The organism is Methylacidiphilum infernorum V4 (assembly GCF_000019665.1).
GTDB classification, from domain to species: domain Bacteria; phylum Verrucomicrobiota; class Verrucomicrobiia; order Methylacidiphilales; family Methylacidiphilaceae; genus Methylacidiphilum; species Methylacidiphilum infernorum.
On sequence record NC_010794.1, the window covers coordinates 198,141 to 214,043 of the forward strand.

Sequence of the window (15,903 nt, forward strand, 5' to 3'; positions counted from 1 at the left end):
TTATGGCTCGCTAATTTATTTAAAGAAATGAAGCACTCATAGCTCAACGGCTAGAGCATCGGTCTTCGGAACCGAGGGTTGGGGGTTCGAATCCCTCTGAGTGCGCATTCTTATCTAGCCGTTTTTCAAGCACCCCTTTTACCAATGTACATTCCCTTCTCTATCCCTGTTATCTGTTCAATCCAAGGTCGGGATTAGCAGTTCCCCAAGCATTGAAATAGTCTTTTAAAGGCGGGCTTGAAGGGGCTAAGTAAACAGCATTGAGCTTGTCGAGGCACAAAGAACTTGTATTTTACTAACAGCAAAGGGGCTTGAAAATGAACGCAGGCTTGTGATTTTTTTTTTGTTCCCTTTTACTTAGCCCGAGGAGTATCCCTGCAATTAAAGATCTCATGGAGCATTTTCATATTCCATCATTTTTTTAATCCTGGGAATATGGCGACCTCCTTCAAAAGGAGTTTCTAGGAAAATTTTCACGATTTTTAAAGCCATTTCTTCTGGAATCAGCCTTTGTCCAATAGAAATAGCGTTAGCATCGTTATGCAGCCTGCCCAGCCTTGCGGATTCTTCGTTAAAGCAATAAGCACAGCGGATCCCTTTGACTTTGTTCGCCACCATCGCTTCCCCGTTACCGGAACCGCCGAAAACTATGGCTCGGTCAGCTTGACCTTGAGCAACGAGTAAGGCAGCGGGTCTTACGTAATCGGGGTAATCTACAGGAGGATCCGGGGCAAAAGTTCCACAGTCAATAACTTCCAGGCAGGATTCTTTTAAAAAATTTTTAACCTTTTCCTTGTAATTAAAACCGGCATGGTCCGATCCGAGCGCAATTTTCATGATTCTATCTTGGAAAAAATGTTGTCATGAAGTCAAGTTATTCCCAAAGGGTATGGAATATCCCTTCTACATCGATTCTTTCATAAGTATGAGAACCGAAATAATCTCTTTGCAGTTGGATTAAATTTGCGGGTAACTTTCCACAGCGGAAACTGTCAAAGTAGCTGAGCGAAGAAAGAAAAGCATAAAAAGGAAGACCGGAGTTGATAGCTAGTCCGCAGAGTTTTCTAAGAGAAAAAACAAGATTTCTTGCCTTGATTTCTTGGGAGATATCCGGATCAAGGAAAAGGTTGAGAAGTTGGGGATTTTGGCTGAAAGCCCTACGTATCTTTTCCAAAAACACGGAGCGGATGATGCAACCTCCTCTCCAAACTTTTGCCACTTTTTCCAAGGCTATTCCATATTCGTAGTGCTTGGAAGCTTCCCTAAGCAAGGAAAAACCTTGAGCATAAGTGGCTATCATGCCCAGAAAAAGGGCTTTTTTCAGTTCATCGGCAATTGAATCCAACCGCGGTTCGTCAAGAACGGGGATAGGCTCGATGCCGTTAAATAGAGCATTAAAGGCCTTTCGTTCCTCGATACGGGCAGAGAGGTTTCTCATCAGGACCGCTGCATCAATAGTTGGAGTGGGAACTTGAAGCCGAAGGGCTTCTTCTGAAGTCCAAGCTCCTGTTCCGAGCTGTTTGGCCACATCCAGAACTCTATTTAATAAAAGATCCTCACTTCTATCGTCCCTTTTCCTTAGAATAGAAACGGTAATTTCGACTAGGTATCCGCTTAATTCTTCCTTGGACCATTGTTCAAATAAATCTGCAATCTTTTTTTCATCCCATTTTAGGACTCTGTGGGCAAAATCAAAACATTCTCCTATCAATTCCATTATCCCATATTCTATGCCGTTATGCACCATTTTTACATAATGGCCTGCAGAACCTTTCCCCATGTAATCCACGCAAGCCTCTCCATCGGCTTTTGCAGAAATGGCTTCAAGCATCGGTTTTAAGAGCTCGTAGGCTTCAATAGGACCTCCTACCATGAGGCTTGGGCCATGTCTTGCCCCACTTTCTCCTCCCGATGTCCCCATACCGATAAAGAAGATCTTTTTTTCTTCAAGTTGTTTTTGTCGCCTTTCTGTATCTTGAAAAAAAGAATTACCTCCATCGATAAGGATATCTCCTTCCTCAAGGAAAGGGAGAAGTTCGTCAATTACTAGATCAACAACTTTTCCGGCCGGAACAAAAAGTAAAATTTTTCTCGGGCTTTGGAGGGAGTTTACAAATTCTTCAAGCCTATCAAAAGAAGGGGATAACCCATGGGACTCTTCCTTAAGAGCCTGGACTTTTGAGCTGTCCTTGTCATACCCAGAAATCTTGTAGCCGTGATCAAGAAAATTTAATCCTAGATTTCTTCCCATGACTCCCAAACCGATGATTCCTAGATCGCTTTTTCCCATGGCCTGCCTCGCATCCTTTGCTAAAATTTTTCTTTGTGTTAATAAAAAGATTCTTGAGGATGAAGTTGCGCTTTAAGTCAACCGGTTTACTTCCTCGAAATCTCCTGAGCTATCCACCTCTTTAGGCTTAAGCCCTCCCTTTTTTTGGACAAGCGATTTCAATGAAAAGCAAAAAGATAACCCTTTATTTTGATGCGGTGGTCCTGGCATTCTATGGATGAATGCACAAAAACAGCCAACTTGTACTTTAAGGGTTCAAGCCCCAACAAACAGCATCAAGATTTGATGAGGTTTTCTAACTGGGCAATTTCATCCCTAATTGTTGCTGCTTCTTCGTATTTTTCCTGGGCAACAGCTTTTTTTAAGTCTTCTTGAAGCCGCTTGATTTTTGACTGGTAAAACTGGACCTTGGCAAACTTTTTCGGAGTTTTTCCCCTATGAACTACTCCCTTGTGCATATCCTTGAGTATAGTCTCTATGATCTCCGCAAAGGTTTGATAGCAGGCAGGGCAACCCAGTCTACCTGTCTTCTTAAAATCTGTTTGAGTAAAACCACACTGGGGGCAACTCAGTTCTCCTTCATGAGCGATATGTTTGGACGTATCCTCTCCCAAGAGCATATCGGTAAGGGAAAAAGCCATCGAGTCGGATATCCCTTTTTCTTTGGCACATTTTTCGCAAAGATCGATTTTTTGCATTTTTTCGCCCACAATTTGGGTCAGATGAACAGTAGCCTCTTCGTTACAAAAAGCGCATTTCATAGTAGTATTATTACAATATTATAATAATCCGTAAACGGCTTATATGAAATCGACAAAAAATCAAACCATTGTCCGATCGGTACTATTAAAACCGGGATAAGCTATATCGAAAGCTCTTCTTTCCCACTCATGCATAGATCTCAACTCCACAGCTTTGGGTCAGTTCCCTGAATTTTTCCATGAGCAAAAGAGTCGTCTTTCCGGGTATCCTTTTGCCGATTGGTCTTCCATCGACTTCGACTACAGGAGCGATTTCAGCTCCTGTTCCGGTAATAAAAACTTCTTCTGAAGTCCATACATCATAAAGAATCAGATCTTTTTCTTCAGTTTTGAGTCCCAACTCCTTGGAGAGCCCCAGGACGGTTTCTCTAGTAATTCCGGGTAACAATCCGGCTGAAAGGGGAGGAGTCATGAGAGTGCCGTTTTTGAATATGAAAATGTTTTCAGAGGTACATTCAGTGATTTGATCAAATTGATTAAGCATCAGGCCTTCATCCGCCCCGGAAAGGTTGGCTTCGATTTTTGCAAGGATCTTGTTTAAATAGTTGAGAGATTTTATCGCTGGACTGACCGAAGAATGAGAGGGGATGCGTGTAGATACGGTCCTAATTTTCAATCCTTCCTGATATGTTTTAGGATTATAGAGTGAAATTTTATCGGCAATAATAAAGACCGTGGGCTTGTGGCAGTGTAAGGGATTGAGCCCTAGATCTCCTACTCCACGGGTTACTACAGCCCGTATATAACCATTGTCTATGGCGTTTTGCCTGCATGTTTCAAGGATAGCTTCGGAAAATTCTTGCGGGGAAAGAGGGATGGATAGGTTTATGGCTTTTGCAGAATAAAATAGCCTTTCAATGTGTCGATCCAATAGAAATACTCTTTTGTTATAGGCCCTTATTCCTTCGAATACTCCATCACCGTAAAGTAATCCATGGTCGAATACGGAAATTTTAGCGTCTTCCTTTGAGTAAAAAAGGCCGTTGATATAAATTTTCATCTTGATTCTACCTCATGTTCTCCTTTTAATGTTTTTTTCTAGAGCAAAAACCCTTGCAGCTTGTAGCTTAGCTCGAAATTTTACTCTCAATTTCAGTTAATTTCCCGTTGCAGAGGAGAAGTTGTTTATCTCCTAAAGAGGCGATTTCTTTTTCGTGGGTGACAAGGATAAGGGTTTTGTTTTTTTCTCTTTGAATAGACAACAGTAAATGAATAATCTGCTTGCCCGTTTCTTCATCAAGATTTCCCGTAGGTTCATCAGCAAGGATGATGGAAGGATCGTTTCTCAATGCCCGGGCTATAGCCACCCTCTGTTGTTCCCCACCGGAAAGCTCATTGGGCCTATGATGAACTCTTTTATCAAGGCCGACAGCTTCCAAAAGTTCCACGGCTTTTTTCCTGTTTCCTTTTCCTAAAATTAAGGCGGGGAGTTCCACGTTTTCTAGAGCAGACAGTTCCGGGAGCAGGTAATAAGATTGGAAAACAAATCCGATCGTTTCAGCTCTCCATCTTGACAATACCTTGGGAGAAAACTGGGATATATTTTGACCGCGAAAGAGGATCATTCCCTTGTCCGGTTTTTCTAATCCGCCGAGAAGTTGCAGAAGTGTCGTTTTCCCCGATCCGGAAGCTCCTTGAATAGTAATAAAAAGCCCCTCTTCGAATCGAACATGCAGTTTAGAAAACACTTCAATGCGTGTTGGACCAAGAACATAAGACTTGTTGATGGAGCGGGCTTCAAGGACATAATCATTCATAGCGGAGGGCTTTTGCTGGAGTCAACTTGGCTGCATTCATGGCCGGTATCCATGCAGCCAATACACAAATAGTCATTGCACCTAGACTAATGCCGGCTACAAGCAGGGGATCTATTTCCATGGGTATTTTAGCGAAATGATACACATCGGCAGAGAAAAGGTCTATGCCTAAATGTCTTCCGATAAAATCTCGGAAACTATTCCGGTAATAAAGGGCTAAGCTGGCGATCAAAAGCCCTATCAAAGTTCCGCAGATACCAACGACAAGCCCGTGAAGAATAAAAATGGCAAGGACCTGGTCATCCCTGGCTCCAAGGGCTTTGAGCAGTCCAATCTCTTTGCTTTTCTGCACGGTGATGGTAATCAGCGTGCTGCATAGGCCGAAAGCGGCAACGATGATGATAAAAAATAAGATAAAAGTCATGGCTATACGTTCAATGGCTATGGCTGAAAAAAGAGGCCTATTTTGATCTATCCAGGTCAAGGCTTCTACGGGTGGCTGAAGTTGAAGATTGAGTCGTTCTTTGACTTTGCTCGCCGCCAATGGATCTTTTATTCGAATGGAAATGCCATGAACCCCGTTGCCTAGGCTATACAGATACTGGGCATTGGCCAAGGAAGTAATAAAATAGCTGGAGTCATACTCATAAAGTCCGGTTCGAAAAATCCCGGTAATGGTAAATTCCGAGGGTAAAATGGTCGTTTGCTTGCCTTTTTGAAAATTGTCTCGGAAAGCTTGAAAATGCCTAGGAGCATAAATAAGGACTTTATCTCCCAGGTAGGCATCGGTGTGTTTTGCCCATTCTTCTCCAACGATGACCGATTCTCCTTCCAAATCATAACTTCCAGCTATGAGAAACTTTTTTATCGGGATAACTTTTTCTTCCATGTCGAGGTTTATCCCCCGTAAAATGGGTGTTGTAATCCGGCTGGCGTATTCCACCATTACCGGTCCGCTGACAAAGGGAGCAGCCCCTACAACAAAAGGGTCTTTTTCTGCTAGGGCTATAAAATTTTGGGGACGATGGAGAATTTCACCATTGGAGATAACGAGGTGAGCGTTAAATCCGATAATCTTTTTTTCAAGCTCGTGGCTGAAGCCGGCCATGACGGAAAGAACGATAACCAGCACCGCTACTCCAAGGCTGACGCCCAAAATAGACAAGAAAGTAATGACCGAAACAAAACTTCTTCTTGGGCGAAGGTAGCGAAGGGCTAAAAAAAGACTAAAGGGCAACTGCATAGCTTAGTTTTTTTGTCGTGCAAAAGAAAAATATAAAATCAATTTATTTTTTCTCTAATCCTTTTCTACGGATATGGGCTTTATTGAGCAATTCCAGGAGAGCTTTTTCGTCTCCGATTTGTAAAATTTTTAAGGCTTCTTCCAGCTCCAAGATAAATTTTTTTCCCGCTTCGCATACCGAATGTCGATTCGCCAGGAGGATCGATTTCCATAAATGAGGACAGCCTGAGGCAACCCGGGTAATATCTCTAAAACCCGGTCCGGCAAGAGTTAAACTGCGCAGGCTGACGGCCGTCATGAGTACTGCAGATAAAAGATGCGGCAAGTGGCTTATTTCCGAAACCAGGGCGTCATGTTCTTCTGCAGAAAGGGTTATCGTTTTTGAGCCGAGTTTTTCCCAAAAAGTTATGACAATGTCCAGAGCCTGAGAACCAACATGCAACCCGGGAGTAAGGATGGTAATTGACCCTTCGAATAACCGGCTTGTAGAAGATTCAAAACCCGATTTTTCGCTGCCGGCCATGGGATGGCCGCCGATCCACTGTACTTTTTCAGTTAATATTTCGGAAAACAAGCTTATAACTTCCCTTTTTACACTCGTGACATCTGTGACTATGGTTTCAGGTCCTATAAAATCTTTTATTTCAAGCAAAATGGGTTTTAAGGCTTCCAAGGGAACACAGAGCACGACCAAATCGGATCCTTTGACGGAAAGGCCGAAATCGTTATAAAAAGCGGCATTTAATCCCGATTTTTTTAAAAGATCAAGTTCATCTTCCCGGGCGCCGATCACAAGCCTTTTAGATAGCGCTCTTTCCATGCAGGCTTTGGCTATCGAACCTCCCATAAGCCCCGGTCCAATAACGGTAATTTGATTTACAAGCCAAGGCTTATCTTTCACTGGGGTCGATTGTTTTTAAAAGAGAGTAGAGCTAAAGGCAGCTCTTCCAATAGCCGTGAAAGTTGATCCTCTGTTCCGATAGTAATCCTTACCCATTCGGCTAATCCGTAACTTTTCATGGACCTAACAATGATTCCTTTCTTTAAAAGCGCACGAAAAATAAAATCTCCGTCTCCTACATGAACAAGAATAAAGTTGGCACTCGAAGGAATAAATGGTAAGCCTAACCGATCAAAGTTTTCTTCGAGTCTCTTTTTCCCTTCTTCGGTAATTTTTAAAGTCAACAGCCTATGCTGGGTGTCCTCAAGACTGGCCGTTGCCGCAATTTGGGCTAGGGAATTCGTATTAAAAGGCTGTCTAGCCCTTTCCAAATAGCGGGCGACATATTTTGAAGCCACCCCATAGCCTATCCTCAAGCCGGCTAACCCGTACATCTTGGAAAAAGTCCGTAGGATGACAATGTTGTCCCTTTTCTTCACAAAGGAAAGGGTTTGAGGAGGATCTGGAACGAAATCGATATAAGCCTCGTCAATAGCGACAATGACTTCATCGGGAACCCGTTCTAAAAATAAATAAAGATCTTCATTGGATACTCTTGTTCCCGTTGGATTGTTGGGATTAGCAATAAAAATCAATTTAGTCTTGGGCCCGATTGCCTCCAGCATGGCTTTAAGATCATGGTTGAAAGAGACGTCGGCAATTTCTTTAAAAGGAACCCCAAAAAGCTCTGCCATCAATTTGTAAACGGCAAAGGCATACTTGGAAAAAAGGACTTCATCTTCTTCGTTCGTGGCGAAGACATGGAAGAGAAGCTCGATGATTTCATTGGACCCGTTGCCTAAGACGATGTTCTCCGCATCGATGTCCAAGTGATGAGAGAGAGCTTCTTTGAGATAATATCCATAGCCGTCGGGATAAAGATGGATCTTGTGAAGGTTTCTTCCAAGGGCGTCTAAAGCTCTTGGGGATGGACCGAGAGGATTTTCATTGGATGCCAGCTTGATGATTTGAGAAGGGCTAAATCCATACTCTCTTGCTAAATCTTCGATGGGTTTCCCCGGCTCATAGGGGATGAGTCTTTGAAGAGAAGGTTTGACCTGCGACAGAATTTTATTTGTCATGATATTGCGCGGGAAGCCCCAAACCCTAGGTCGGGGGGGATAGCACCGTTCCCGCCTCTCCTTTCCCTAATTGCTATCTTTGGTAATATTTATATACCCGTCTGCTCGCTCTATTTAAAGATAAGAAACGGGAATAGCTCCATTATAGCAAATGGATGATGGTCTGTATAGGGAAACTTCTGCGGCTTACAAAGGAGATCATCGCCTCTTTCCCAAGCATCATTGCCATGGTTTTACTGGCAGAATCAATCTTGAGTCAAGTCCTCATGATCTATTATCCTCTTGCAGAGGACTACAGGTCCGCTCGCCAATCTTTCCAGCCGGTGCTTCCAGGCTCCTTTATCCCTATGCCCCTCGTTAAGGCCTGCCTTCTTTTATTGAATATGAGCCCATCTCTTTTTTATCGAACAGCCCTAAGTCGGTGGCTAAAAGCTTTGGTGCTTTATTTCTTGTCCGCACAATCAAGACTCTGTCGATTCCCGATATAGAGAGGAAACCCGGATGGGAGCTTTTCGGAGCTGTTCTGAGTCGGGGCAGGATTATCACCGCTTTTTCTAGGAAATTTTTCTGCCGGTCTTTTAACCGTTTGCCTTTCAAGGTAGAACGGTTGAAGTGGGTTTTGTCCTTTTTAACTGAATTTACGCTCCAGGACCCCTTCCGTAAGGGTGGAAATTAAGAGACATACCCACAAGGGCGGTAGGCAGAGAGTCGGTTCTGCCTTGGATTATCGTCATGGAATATCAGCTAGACAAAGGCTGGCATTCCGTCTATACAGGGAGGGTAATCCATCTTGGCTGGGGCAGGGCCTGAGTGAGCCCAGCTTACGCCTGTGGAGAGGGGGCTTGTGAGGGGTACTTTCGGAAGCGGCTGTTAGCTCTCTCTCGCAGAAGCAGCACCCCCCTTGCGGTTCTTCCGGGGGGAGTAAGTTCTAGCGGATGCTTAGACTGTGAGGAAGGATAAGTTCAGTCGTTTTTCATCTCGGCTGGGATCGGAGTCGAATCCTGCTCTAGCCGATGTAGGCAAAAGGCTATTTGCTTTAGCTTGCTTGGGGTATTGTCTTTAGAACTATTCAGGCTTGGTGGTTAAACAGGGGCTTGGCTGTTGAAAGCGGGGATATTTCTGCTTTGAGAAGTGTTTCTAGGAGTTCTAAGATTGACTTTTCAATCCTGTTCAAAGCCTGGTTGGGGGGCAAAAGATCGACATCGGCAATTTGCCAGTAAAAGCATTTATTTTCCCATCCCGGGAAAAGCTTTCTTAAGGCTTCCTTGTGCTCCTCTTCTCTAAGAGCGATTCTGAGGGTGGCCTTTTGGAGATCGTTAAGGGTAAGCTGGGTGGGATCTTTCCCGGCATGAAATAAAGGGATATTTTTTTGGATTAATGCTTCTTTAACATAGGGAGAAAGCAGGCCAGCGGCATTGGAGGCGGCTGTGCCCCGGGAAAACGCTTCCCACGGCAAAGCATAATTGGGTGCATAGAAATTGAAAAGAGCTTGTGCGTACCGACTCCTATAAATATTTCCTGTGCATATAAATAAAATTAATTTTTTTTGCATCGCCTTTCTTTTTTAAAAAAGTTGAAAAAAGGATTATAATTCATTACAAGTATTCCTTCTTTTTTCCTTGATTGAATAATTTTTTTTAATTTAGTTTCATTAGTATGGTGCAGACAAAAACCCTTACTTACAACTCCCCGATCGAAGGCGATGTTGTCGTTACTCGACTCGATGCAGCAATTAACTGGATGAGAAAAAATTCGTTATGGCCGATGCCTATGGGACTTGCTTGCTGTGCAATAGAGTTAATGGCTTCGGCATGCGCCCGCTTTGACATTTCTCGTTTTGGAGCGGAGGTCATGCGTTTTTCGCCTCGACAATGCGATGTCATGATAGTTGCTGGAACGGTGACTTACAAAATGGCTTATTCGGTAAAAAGAATATACGAGCAGATGCCCGATCCCAAGTGGGTTATATCCATGGGAGCGTGTGCCTCCAGTGGGGGGATGTATAGGAGTTATTCTGTTCTTCAAGGCATCGACCAGCTTATCCCTGTTGACGTCTATGTGTCTGGCTGTCCACCAAGGCCAGAGGCCCTGCTTGATGCTTTGATAAAGCTTCAGGAAAAAATAGATAAGGAAGCTTCTTTGCGTCGTTTGAAACAATCGGCGGCATAAGGATCTGAGAAGGGATTATTTTTAAGATTATGCCTGTTTTATCTTTACCTTTAGCTGAAGAAATCCAAAAAGTTTTTAGTATTAAGCTCTTGGAAGTAAAAGAGTTTCGAGGGGAGTGGACCCTTGTCATGGATCTGTCCATAATCCAACAGGTTGCTCGATATTTAAAAGAAGAAAAGGGTTTTGGCCTTCTTCTCGATATTTCCGGGGTAGATCATTGGGGAGAAGAACCTCGATTTGAGGTTGTATATCATTTTTATAACCTGCAAAAGGCTACCCTTTTGAGGGTCAAGGGTAGAGTAAGCGAGGCCAATCCTATCGTTCCGACTCTTTCTTTTATTTATCCTACGGCCAATTGGCATGAAAGGGAAGCCTACGATATGTTTGGGATTATTTTTGAAGGCCATCCCGATTTGCGCCGTATTTTAATGTGGGAAGGTTATCCTTATTATCCTTTAAGAAAGGATTTTCCCGTGGAAGGAAAGGAAACCGATCAAAGCCCGGTAGCCTTTGCCAAGCCAGCACCCCTTGATGGAGGGCCTTTTGTCAGTCGTCCGGCAAAGCTCAGCGTGGAGAGGGAGCCAAGAGCCAGGGAAGATGAAGAGCTTTTAGAAGAACTTGAAGAATTGAAAGAGCAACAAGAGAACACCACTTTATCCAAAAAAGAATAATAATATGGCTGAGGGTTTAACGAGAGAAGTTCGAATGGAAGTTCCAGATACAGCTGAACTTCTAAGAAGATCAGAAGATATTTCGGGTGCACCTGAAGGAGAAAGACTTATCCTCAACATGGGACCTTCGCATCCGAGTACCCATGGTGTATTTCAACTTTTGCTTGAACTGGATGGCGAGGTGATCACGAAGGCTATTCCCGAGGTCGGATACCTGCATCGGGGAGATGAGAAAATAGCTGAAAATATGCAGTATAATCAATTCGTTCCGTATACGGATCGACTAGACTACCTTGCCCCTCTTGCCAATAACGTGGTGTATGCCTGTGCTGTAGAAAAACTGTTGGGGTGGGAAATTCCTGCCCGTGCTCAAGTAATCCGGGTCATTTGTTCGGAAATGGCAAGAATTTCTTCTCATTTGATGGGATTGGGGGCTTATGCGATGGATTGTGGAGCTGTCTCCGTGTTCTTGTACACTTTTACGGAAAGAGAAAAGATCTATTTGCTCATTGAGGAGCTTACCGGTGCCCGTTTTACAACATCTTATACGAGGATAGGAGGATTGACTAGGGATCTTCCTCCGGGTTGGACAGAAAAGCTTAAAGATTTTATTAAGCAGTTTTTACCCAAGGTTGATGAAATTGAAGGGTTGTTAACGAAAAACAAGATCTTTGTCGATCGTACCCAGGATATTGGAATCATCTCCAAGGAAGACGCGATCGATTATGGCCTGACGGGACCAAACTTGAGGGGGAGCGGAGTCGATCATGACTTGAGGAAAAAAAACCCTTACCTTGGATATGAAAAATATGATTTCGAAGTTCCCCTGGGGAGTGTTGGGGATTGTTTCGATAGGTACATGGTCAGGATCGAGGAAATGAGGCAGAGTTGTAGGATACTCGATCAAGCCTTGGCGGATATTCCTCCCGGCCCCATCGCTGTTGATGAACCTAGGGGTTATCTTCCCAAGAAGTCTGCAGTTTTAACGAAAATGGAGGAGCTTATCCAGCACTTTATTGTTGTTACTCAAGGGGTGGATGTGCCTCCCGGTGAAGTCTATTTTGGTGGTGAAAATCCAAAAGGAGAACTGGGGTTTTATATTGTAAGCAAAGGGGGTGGGGTCCCCTACCGCTTGAAAATACGTTCTCCTTCATTTGTCAATTTAAGTATATTGCCCAAAATTCTTCCCGGTCATCTCTTAAGCGACGTTGTGGCTATTCTCGGCAGTTTGGACTTTGTCATGGGAGAATGCGATAGATAACAAGGAGGAGAGTTTTTTAAAGGTTGTTGGAGTTTCAATATAAACTTAAAGCTTAAAAATGAATACGGTTGAAACAGTGCCACCGCATTTGGATCAAGGATTTATCGATGAGGCGGAGAAGATCATCAGCCAATATCCGGTCTCTAAAAGGAGTGCTTCCCTGCCTTTGCTGCATTTATGGCAGAAACACTTTGGATATGTTTCCAGAGAAGGAGTGGAATGGATAGCGCAAAAATTGGAATTGGAGCCCATAGCTGTTGAAGAGATTGCCACCTTTTATCCCATGATTCGTCATAGGCCCCTAGGTAAATATCAATTTAAAGTCTGTAGGACTCTTTCTTGTGCGTTAGCGGGCAGCTACCAACTTTTTGATTATATCAAGCAGAACTGTAATGCTCTTCAGGAAGTGGGCCATCATGTTTATCTCAGCGAGGACGGTCAATTTTCAGTAGAGTTTGTTGAATGCCTTGCCGCTTGTGGAAATGCTCCCGTGATGATGATTAACGAGGAGGAGTGGATGGATGTGACCAAAGAAAAAATTCAAGGAATCCTGGCCCAGTTAAGAAAAAAATAAAGTTAAGGAGAGTTTTTTATCCATGTCCTTTAAGCCTGAATATCGACTCATTCTAAAATACGCCGATAGTCCCGGTTATACCGTAGACATAGATTGCTACTTGCAACACGGAGGCTACCAAGTCTTAAAAAAAGCCCTCAGTTTGGATCCTTTCTTTATAGTTCAAGAAGTTAAGAAATCGGGTTTAAGGGGGAGGGGAGGAGCCGGGTTCCCTACGGGTGTAAAATGGGGATTTATCAATCATGAAAAGAATACAAAGCCCGTGTATCTGCTTTGCAATGCCGATGAATCCGAACCGGGTACATTCAAGGATAGGCAGATTATTTACAAAGATCCCCATCAGCTAATCGAGGGTATGATCATTAGTGCTTATGCTAATCGGGCACACCTGGGTTATATCTACATAAGAGGGGAGTTTGCAAGGGGGGCTGAAATTTTAGAAAAAGCGCTCTCGGAAGCAAGGGAAAGAAATTTTTTAGGCAAAAACATCCTCGGTAGCGGTTACGATTTGGAGATTTACGTTTTTCGTGGAGCAGGAGCTTACATATGCGGCGAGGAAACAGGTCTTATTGAATCCTTGGAAGGGAAAAGGGCCTACCCGAGGATAAAACCCCCCTATTTTCCCGCTGTCTTAGGATTGTATATGTGCCCTACCATCGTGAATAACGTGGAGACTCTTTGTCATGTCAAGCACATTGTGGATATGGGTGGAGAGGCCTTTGCCCAAATAGGGACTCCCAACAATACGGGAACCCGGATATGGTGCGTGAGTGGAGATGTCAATAAACCAGGGTATTATGAGTATCCTTGTGGGGCGATTACTTTTGGTGAGCTTCTTTACGAGGTATGCGGGGGGATTAGAAACGGCAATAAGCTTAAGGCGGTAATTCCCGGGGGGTCATCGGCTAAGGTGTTGCGAGCGGATAAAAAATACAAGATACCGAAGAAAAAAAGCGATGGAACGACCGAAATGGTTGAAGTGGGACTGGAAGATATTCCCTTGGATTTTGATACCGTGGCCGCTACAGGTTCCATGTCCGGCTCAGGGGGAATCATCGTCATGGATGACACCCGCGATATGGTCGAATGCCTGAGGAATATAGCGGAGTTTTATGCTCATGAATCTTGTGGACAGTGTACCCCCTGTAGGGAAGGCTCCCTATGGATGAAAAAAATACTTGATAGGATATGCAGAGGTAAGGGAAGAAAGGAAGACAGCCAACTTCTTCTCGATGTGGCCAACCATATTGCAGGCAGAACTATCTGTGCCTTTGGAGAAGCCTGTTCCTGGCCTGTGCAGAGTTTTGTGGAAATGTTTGAAGAAGAATTTACAGCTAAAGTAAAAGAAGAACCTCCGCCGATGGAAATTTTAGGACCGGCGGTAGGGACAGTTTCTTAACGAAGCTCGTAAGGGAAAACAAAAGAAAAAACTATGAGTGCGGCGATCAAAAATCCCTTCAATCATGATTTAGTCCCTGCGGATACTCCTCTTGTCAACGTTCAACTCGATGGGCAATGGGTGAAGGTCCCCAAGGGACTGAACGTGATCGAAATTGCCAAGCGCTTTGGTAAATTTATCCCCCATTATTGTTACCATCCCAAGCTTTCCATAGCGGGTAACTGCCGCATGTGTCTTTTCGAGATGGGAGTCCCCAAATTAGATGCCCAACGGAAGCCCCTCCTCGATGACAAGGGCATGCCCCTCATCAATTGGTTACCTAGACCCCAGATTGCTTGTGCTACTCAAGCCACCGAGGGCATGGCTATCAAGACCAACTCCTTCCTTACTCGGGATTGTCAGGAAGGAGTAACGGAGTTTCTCCTCATCAATCATCCCTTGGACTGTCCTATATGCGACCAGGCTGGGGAATGTCGGTTGCAGGAGTATTCTTATGATTTTGGAAGAGGGAGGAGTCGCTTTGTTGAAGAAAAGGTAAAGAAACCTAAACGGGTGGAGCTAGGCCCTAGGATTGTGCTCGATGACGAGAGATGCATCCTTTGTTCTCGGTGTATCCGTTTTGCCCGTGAAATAGCCAAACAAGACGTCATTGGTTTTCTCAGCCGTGGCAGTTATTCGACCTTGACCGTCTATCCGGGTAGGCCCTTTGATAGCAACTATTCTCTCAATACCGTGGATATATGCCCGGTTGGGGCATTGACGAGCAAGGATTTCCGCTTCAAGATGAGAGTTTGGTTTTTAAGGGAAACCAAGAGTATATGCACCGATTGTGGGACCGGTTGTAACGTGATCATAGGAAGTAGGGAAAATGTCGTTTATAGGCTGACTCCTCGGGTAAACGAAGAGGTTAATTCCCATTGGATGTGTGATCAGGGTAGATTAGGGTTTCATTATATTCATAGCAAAAAAAGAATTATCGAACCGGCTACACATCTAAACGGTTCCTTGTTTCCCCTGGAATGGAAAGAAGCGCTTCGTACGGTAGCGCAAAGACTTAGAGAATTTTCTCCTTCGGAAATCGCCTTTTTGGTTTCAGCAAAGCTGACCTGTGAAGAGCTTTTCCTCCTGAAAAAACTCATGGAAGTTTTAGGGAAAGAGGGGACAGTATTTTCAGAAATTGTTCCCAGGAAAGGAGTAGCCGATTTTTTGCTTAGAAGCGAAGACCTCAATCCAAATACTCTGGGGACTGTTTACATGGGTATTGGGAAAAAAGGGGAAAAGTTGACTGCATTGAAGGAGAAGATTCGGGCAAAAGAGATAAAATGCCTCTGGGCTATTCATGAGAACCCTGAAGAAATCGAGATATCCGAGGATCTTCTGAGTTCGCTTTCCTTTTATGTTTGGCAAGGATTGATCCCTGGACCCTCTATCCACACCGCCCATGTTCTTTTAGCCGGAGCAAGTTTTGCCGAGAAGAGCGGCACGATGATCAATATTGCGGGAAGGCTGCAAAAACTGCACAAGGCGATATTGTGCCCGGGAAGGGCGAGGGAAGATTGGAGAATTTTTAGGGACCTTCTGGGAGAAGTAGGATGGAATGAGAGGTCCTTTGAGAACATAGGGCAAGTTTTTGAAGCGATGGCTCAAGAGGTAGAGATCTTTAAAGGTCTTGCTTGGACAAGCATTGGAGATCTGGGGATCGATTTAAGTCAAAAATGCAAAGCTTGATTTTCTTTGCGACGAGAAATTACTGGAA

15 protein-coding genes and 1 tRNA gene are annotated in these 15,903 nt (G+C 44.0%); 7 read left to right on the forward strand and 9 right to left on the reverse strand.

Annotation, left to right across the window (positions count from 1 at the left end; translation table 11 throughout):
- Positions 1 to 32: 32 nt before the first annotated feature.
- Positions 33 to 105 (forward strand) — tRNA-Arg (locus MINF_RS00875).
- 285 nt (positions 106 to 390) lie between these two features.
- Here MINF_RS00875 and rpiB read toward each other — a convergent pair.
- The 9 genes from rpiB to MINF_RS00930 form a co-directional block, all read right to left on the reverse strand.
- Complete coding sequence (rpiB, locus tag MINF_RS00880; protein WP_012462539.1) at positions 391 to 837, reverse strand: ribose 5-phosphate isomerase B; 447 nt, start codon at positions 835 to 837, stop codon at positions 391 to 393.
- A 37-nt stretch (positions 838 to 874) separates the two neighbouring features.
- Positions 875 to 2,290, reverse strand: a complete 1,416-nt coding sequence (gndA, locus tag MINF_RS00885; RefSeq protein WP_012462540.1) for an NADP-dependent phosphogluconate dehydrogenase — start codon at positions 2,288 to 2,290, stop codon at positions 875 to 877.
- Positions 2,291 to 2,565: 275 nt separating this feature from the next.
- Positions 2,566 to 3,051 (reverse strand): UvrB/UvrC motif-containing protein, encoded by a 486-nt coding sequence (locus MINF_RS00890; protein WP_012462543.1) that lies wholly within the window; start codon positions 3,049 to 3,051, stop codon positions 2,566 to 2,568.
- A 127-nt stretch (positions 3,052 to 3,178) separates the two neighbouring features.
- Positions 3,179 to 4,051, reverse strand: a complete 873-nt coding sequence (gene ilvE / locus MINF_RS00895) for a branched-chain-amino-acid transaminase (RefSeq protein ID WP_012462544.1) — start codon at positions 4,049 to 4,051, stop codon at positions 3,179 to 3,181.
- Between the two features lie 67 nt (positions 4,052 to 4,118).
- Positions 4,119 to 4,808: an ABC transporter ATP-binding protein gene (locus MINF_RS00900; RefSeq protein WP_012462545.1), complete on the reverse strand. Its 690-nt coding sequence runs from the start codon at positions 4,806 to 4,808 to the stop codon at positions 4,119 to 4,121.
- On the reverse strand, positions 4,801 to 6,051 hold the full coding sequence (locus tag MINF_RS00905; RefSeq protein ID WP_012462546.1) for an ABC transporter permease: 1,251 nt from the start codon (positions 6,049 to 6,051) through the stop codon (positions 4,801 to 4,803). Before MINF_RS00905 ends, MINF_RS00900 begins: the two co-directional genes overlap by 8 nt.
- A 43-nt stretch (positions 6,052 to 6,094) precedes the next feature.
- Positions 6,095 to 6,952, reverse strand: a complete 858-nt coding sequence (locus MINF_RS00910) for a prephenate dehydrogenase (protein ID WP_012462547.1) — start codon at positions 6,950 to 6,952, stop codon at positions 6,095 to 6,097.
- Positions 6,949 to 8,073: a histidinol-phosphate transaminase gene (hisC, locus tag MINF_RS00915; RefSeq protein WP_012462548.1), complete on the reverse strand. Its 1,125-nt coding sequence runs from the start codon at positions 8,071 to 8,073 to the stop codon at positions 6,949 to 6,951. Before hisC ends, MINF_RS00910 begins: the two co-directional genes overlap by 4 nt.
- Before the next feature lie 1,069 nt (positions 8,074 to 9,142).
- Complete coding sequence (locus MINF_RS00930; protein WP_012462550.1) at positions 9,143 to 9,625, reverse strand: arsenate-mycothiol transferase ArsC; 483 nt, start codon at positions 9,623 to 9,625, stop codon at positions 9,143 to 9,145.
- Positions 9,626 to 9,729: 104 nt separating this feature from the next.
- On the opposite strand from MINF_RS00930, the gene nuoB reads away from it, so the two are divergent.
- The 6 genes from nuoB to MINF_RS00960 are packed head-to-tail and all read left to right on the forward strand — an operon-like array spanning position 9,730 to position 15,875.
- Positions 9,730 to 10,242, forward strand: coding sequence for an NADH-quinone oxidoreductase subunit NuoB (nuoB, locus tag MINF_RS00935; RefSeq protein WP_012462551.1), 513 nt, complete (start codon positions 9,730 to 9,732; stop codon positions 10,240 to 10,242).
- A gap of 29 nt (positions 10,243 to 10,271) precedes the next feature.
- A complete protein-coding gene (locus MINF_RS00940; protein ID WP_012462552.1) occupies positions 10,272 to 10,913 on the forward strand; it encodes an NADH-quinone oxidoreductase subunit C in 642 nt (213 codons plus the stop codon).
- Positions 10,914 to 10,917: 4 nt separating this feature from the next.
- The gene (gene nuoD / locus MINF_RS00945) at positions 10,918 to 12,174 is read left to right on the forward strand and encodes an NADH dehydrogenase (quinone) subunit D (RefSeq protein WP_012462553.1); all 1,257 of its coding nucleotides are present in this window, start codon (positions 10,918 to 10,920) and stop codon (positions 12,172 to 12,174) included.
- A 58-nt stretch (positions 12,175 to 12,232) separates the two neighbouring features.
- On the forward strand, positions 12,233 to 12,748 hold the full coding sequence (locus MINF_RS00950) for an NADH-quinone oxidoreductase subunit NuoE family protein (RefSeq protein ID WP_012462554.1): 516 nt from the start codon (positions 12,233 to 12,235) through the stop codon (positions 12,746 to 12,748).
- Between the two features lie 22 nt (positions 12,749 to 12,770).
- The gene (gene nuoF / locus MINF_RS00955) at positions 12,771 to 14,147 is read left to right on the forward strand and encodes an NADH-quinone oxidoreductase subunit NuoF (protein ID WP_012462555.1); all 1,377 of its coding nucleotides are present in this window, start codon (positions 12,771 to 12,773) and stop codon (positions 14,145 to 14,147) included.
- Positions 14,148 to 14,180: 33 nt separating this feature from the next.
- On the forward strand, positions 14,181 to 15,875 hold the full coding sequence (locus MINF_RS00960) for a molybdopterin-dependent oxidoreductase (protein ID WP_012462556.1): 1,695 nt from the start codon (positions 14,181 to 14,183) through the stop codon (positions 15,873 to 15,875).
- Positions 15,876 to 15,903 lie beyond the last annotated feature (28 nt).

Coding starts and splice junctions, on each gene's coding strand:
- MINF_RS00960 (WP_012462556.1), top strand. CDS start 14,181: ATGAGTGCGGCGATCAAAAATCCCTTCAATCATGATTTAGTCCCTGCG.
- hisC (WP_012462548.1), bottom strand. CDS start 8,073: ATGACAAATAAAATTCTGTCGCAGGTCAAACCTTCTCTTCAAAGACTC.
- ilvE (WP_012462544.1), bottom strand. CDS start 4,051: ATGAAAATTTATATCAACGGCCTTTTTTACTCAAAGGAAGACGCTAAA.
- MINF_RS00940 (WP_012462552.1), top strand. CDS start 10,272: ATGCCTGTTTTATCTTTACCTTTAGCTGAAGAAATCCAAAAAGTTTTT.
- MINF_RS00950 (WP_012462554.1), top strand. CDS start 12,233: ATGAATACGGTTGAAACAGTGCCACCGCATTTGGATCAAGGATTTATC.
- rpiB (WP_012462539.1), bottom strand. CDS start 837: ATGAAAATTGCGCTCGGATCGGACCATGCCGGTTTTAATTACAAGGAA.
- nuoF (WP_012462555.1), top strand. CDS start 12,771: ATGTCCTTTAAGCCTGAATATCGACTCATTCTAAAATACGCCGATAGT.
- gndA (WP_012462540.1), bottom strand. CDS start 2,290: ATGGGAAAAAGCGATCTAGGAATCATCGGTTTGGGAGTCATGGGAAGA.
- MINF_RS00900 (WP_012462545.1), bottom strand. CDS start 4,808: ATGAATGATTATGTCCTTGAAGCCCGCTCCATCAACAAGTCTTATGTT.
- nuoB (WP_012462551.1), top strand. CDS start 9,730: ATGGTGCAGACAAAAACCCTTACTTACAACTCCCCGATCGAAGGCGAT.
- nuoD (WP_012462553.1), top strand. CDS start 10,918: ATGGCTGAGGGTTTAACGAGAGAAGTTCGAATGGAAGTTCCAGATACA.
- MINF_RS00905 (WP_012462546.1), bottom strand. CDS start 6,051: ATGCAGTTGCCCTTTAGTCTTTTTTTAGCCCTTCGCTACCTTCGCCCA.
- MINF_RS00930 (WP_012462550.1), bottom strand. CDS start 9,625: ATGCAAAAAAAATTAATTTTATTTATATGCACAGGAAATATTTATAGG.
- MINF_RS00890 (WP_012462543.1), bottom strand. CDS start 3,051: ATGAAATGCGCTTTTTGTAACGAAGAGGCTACTGTTCATCTGACCCAA.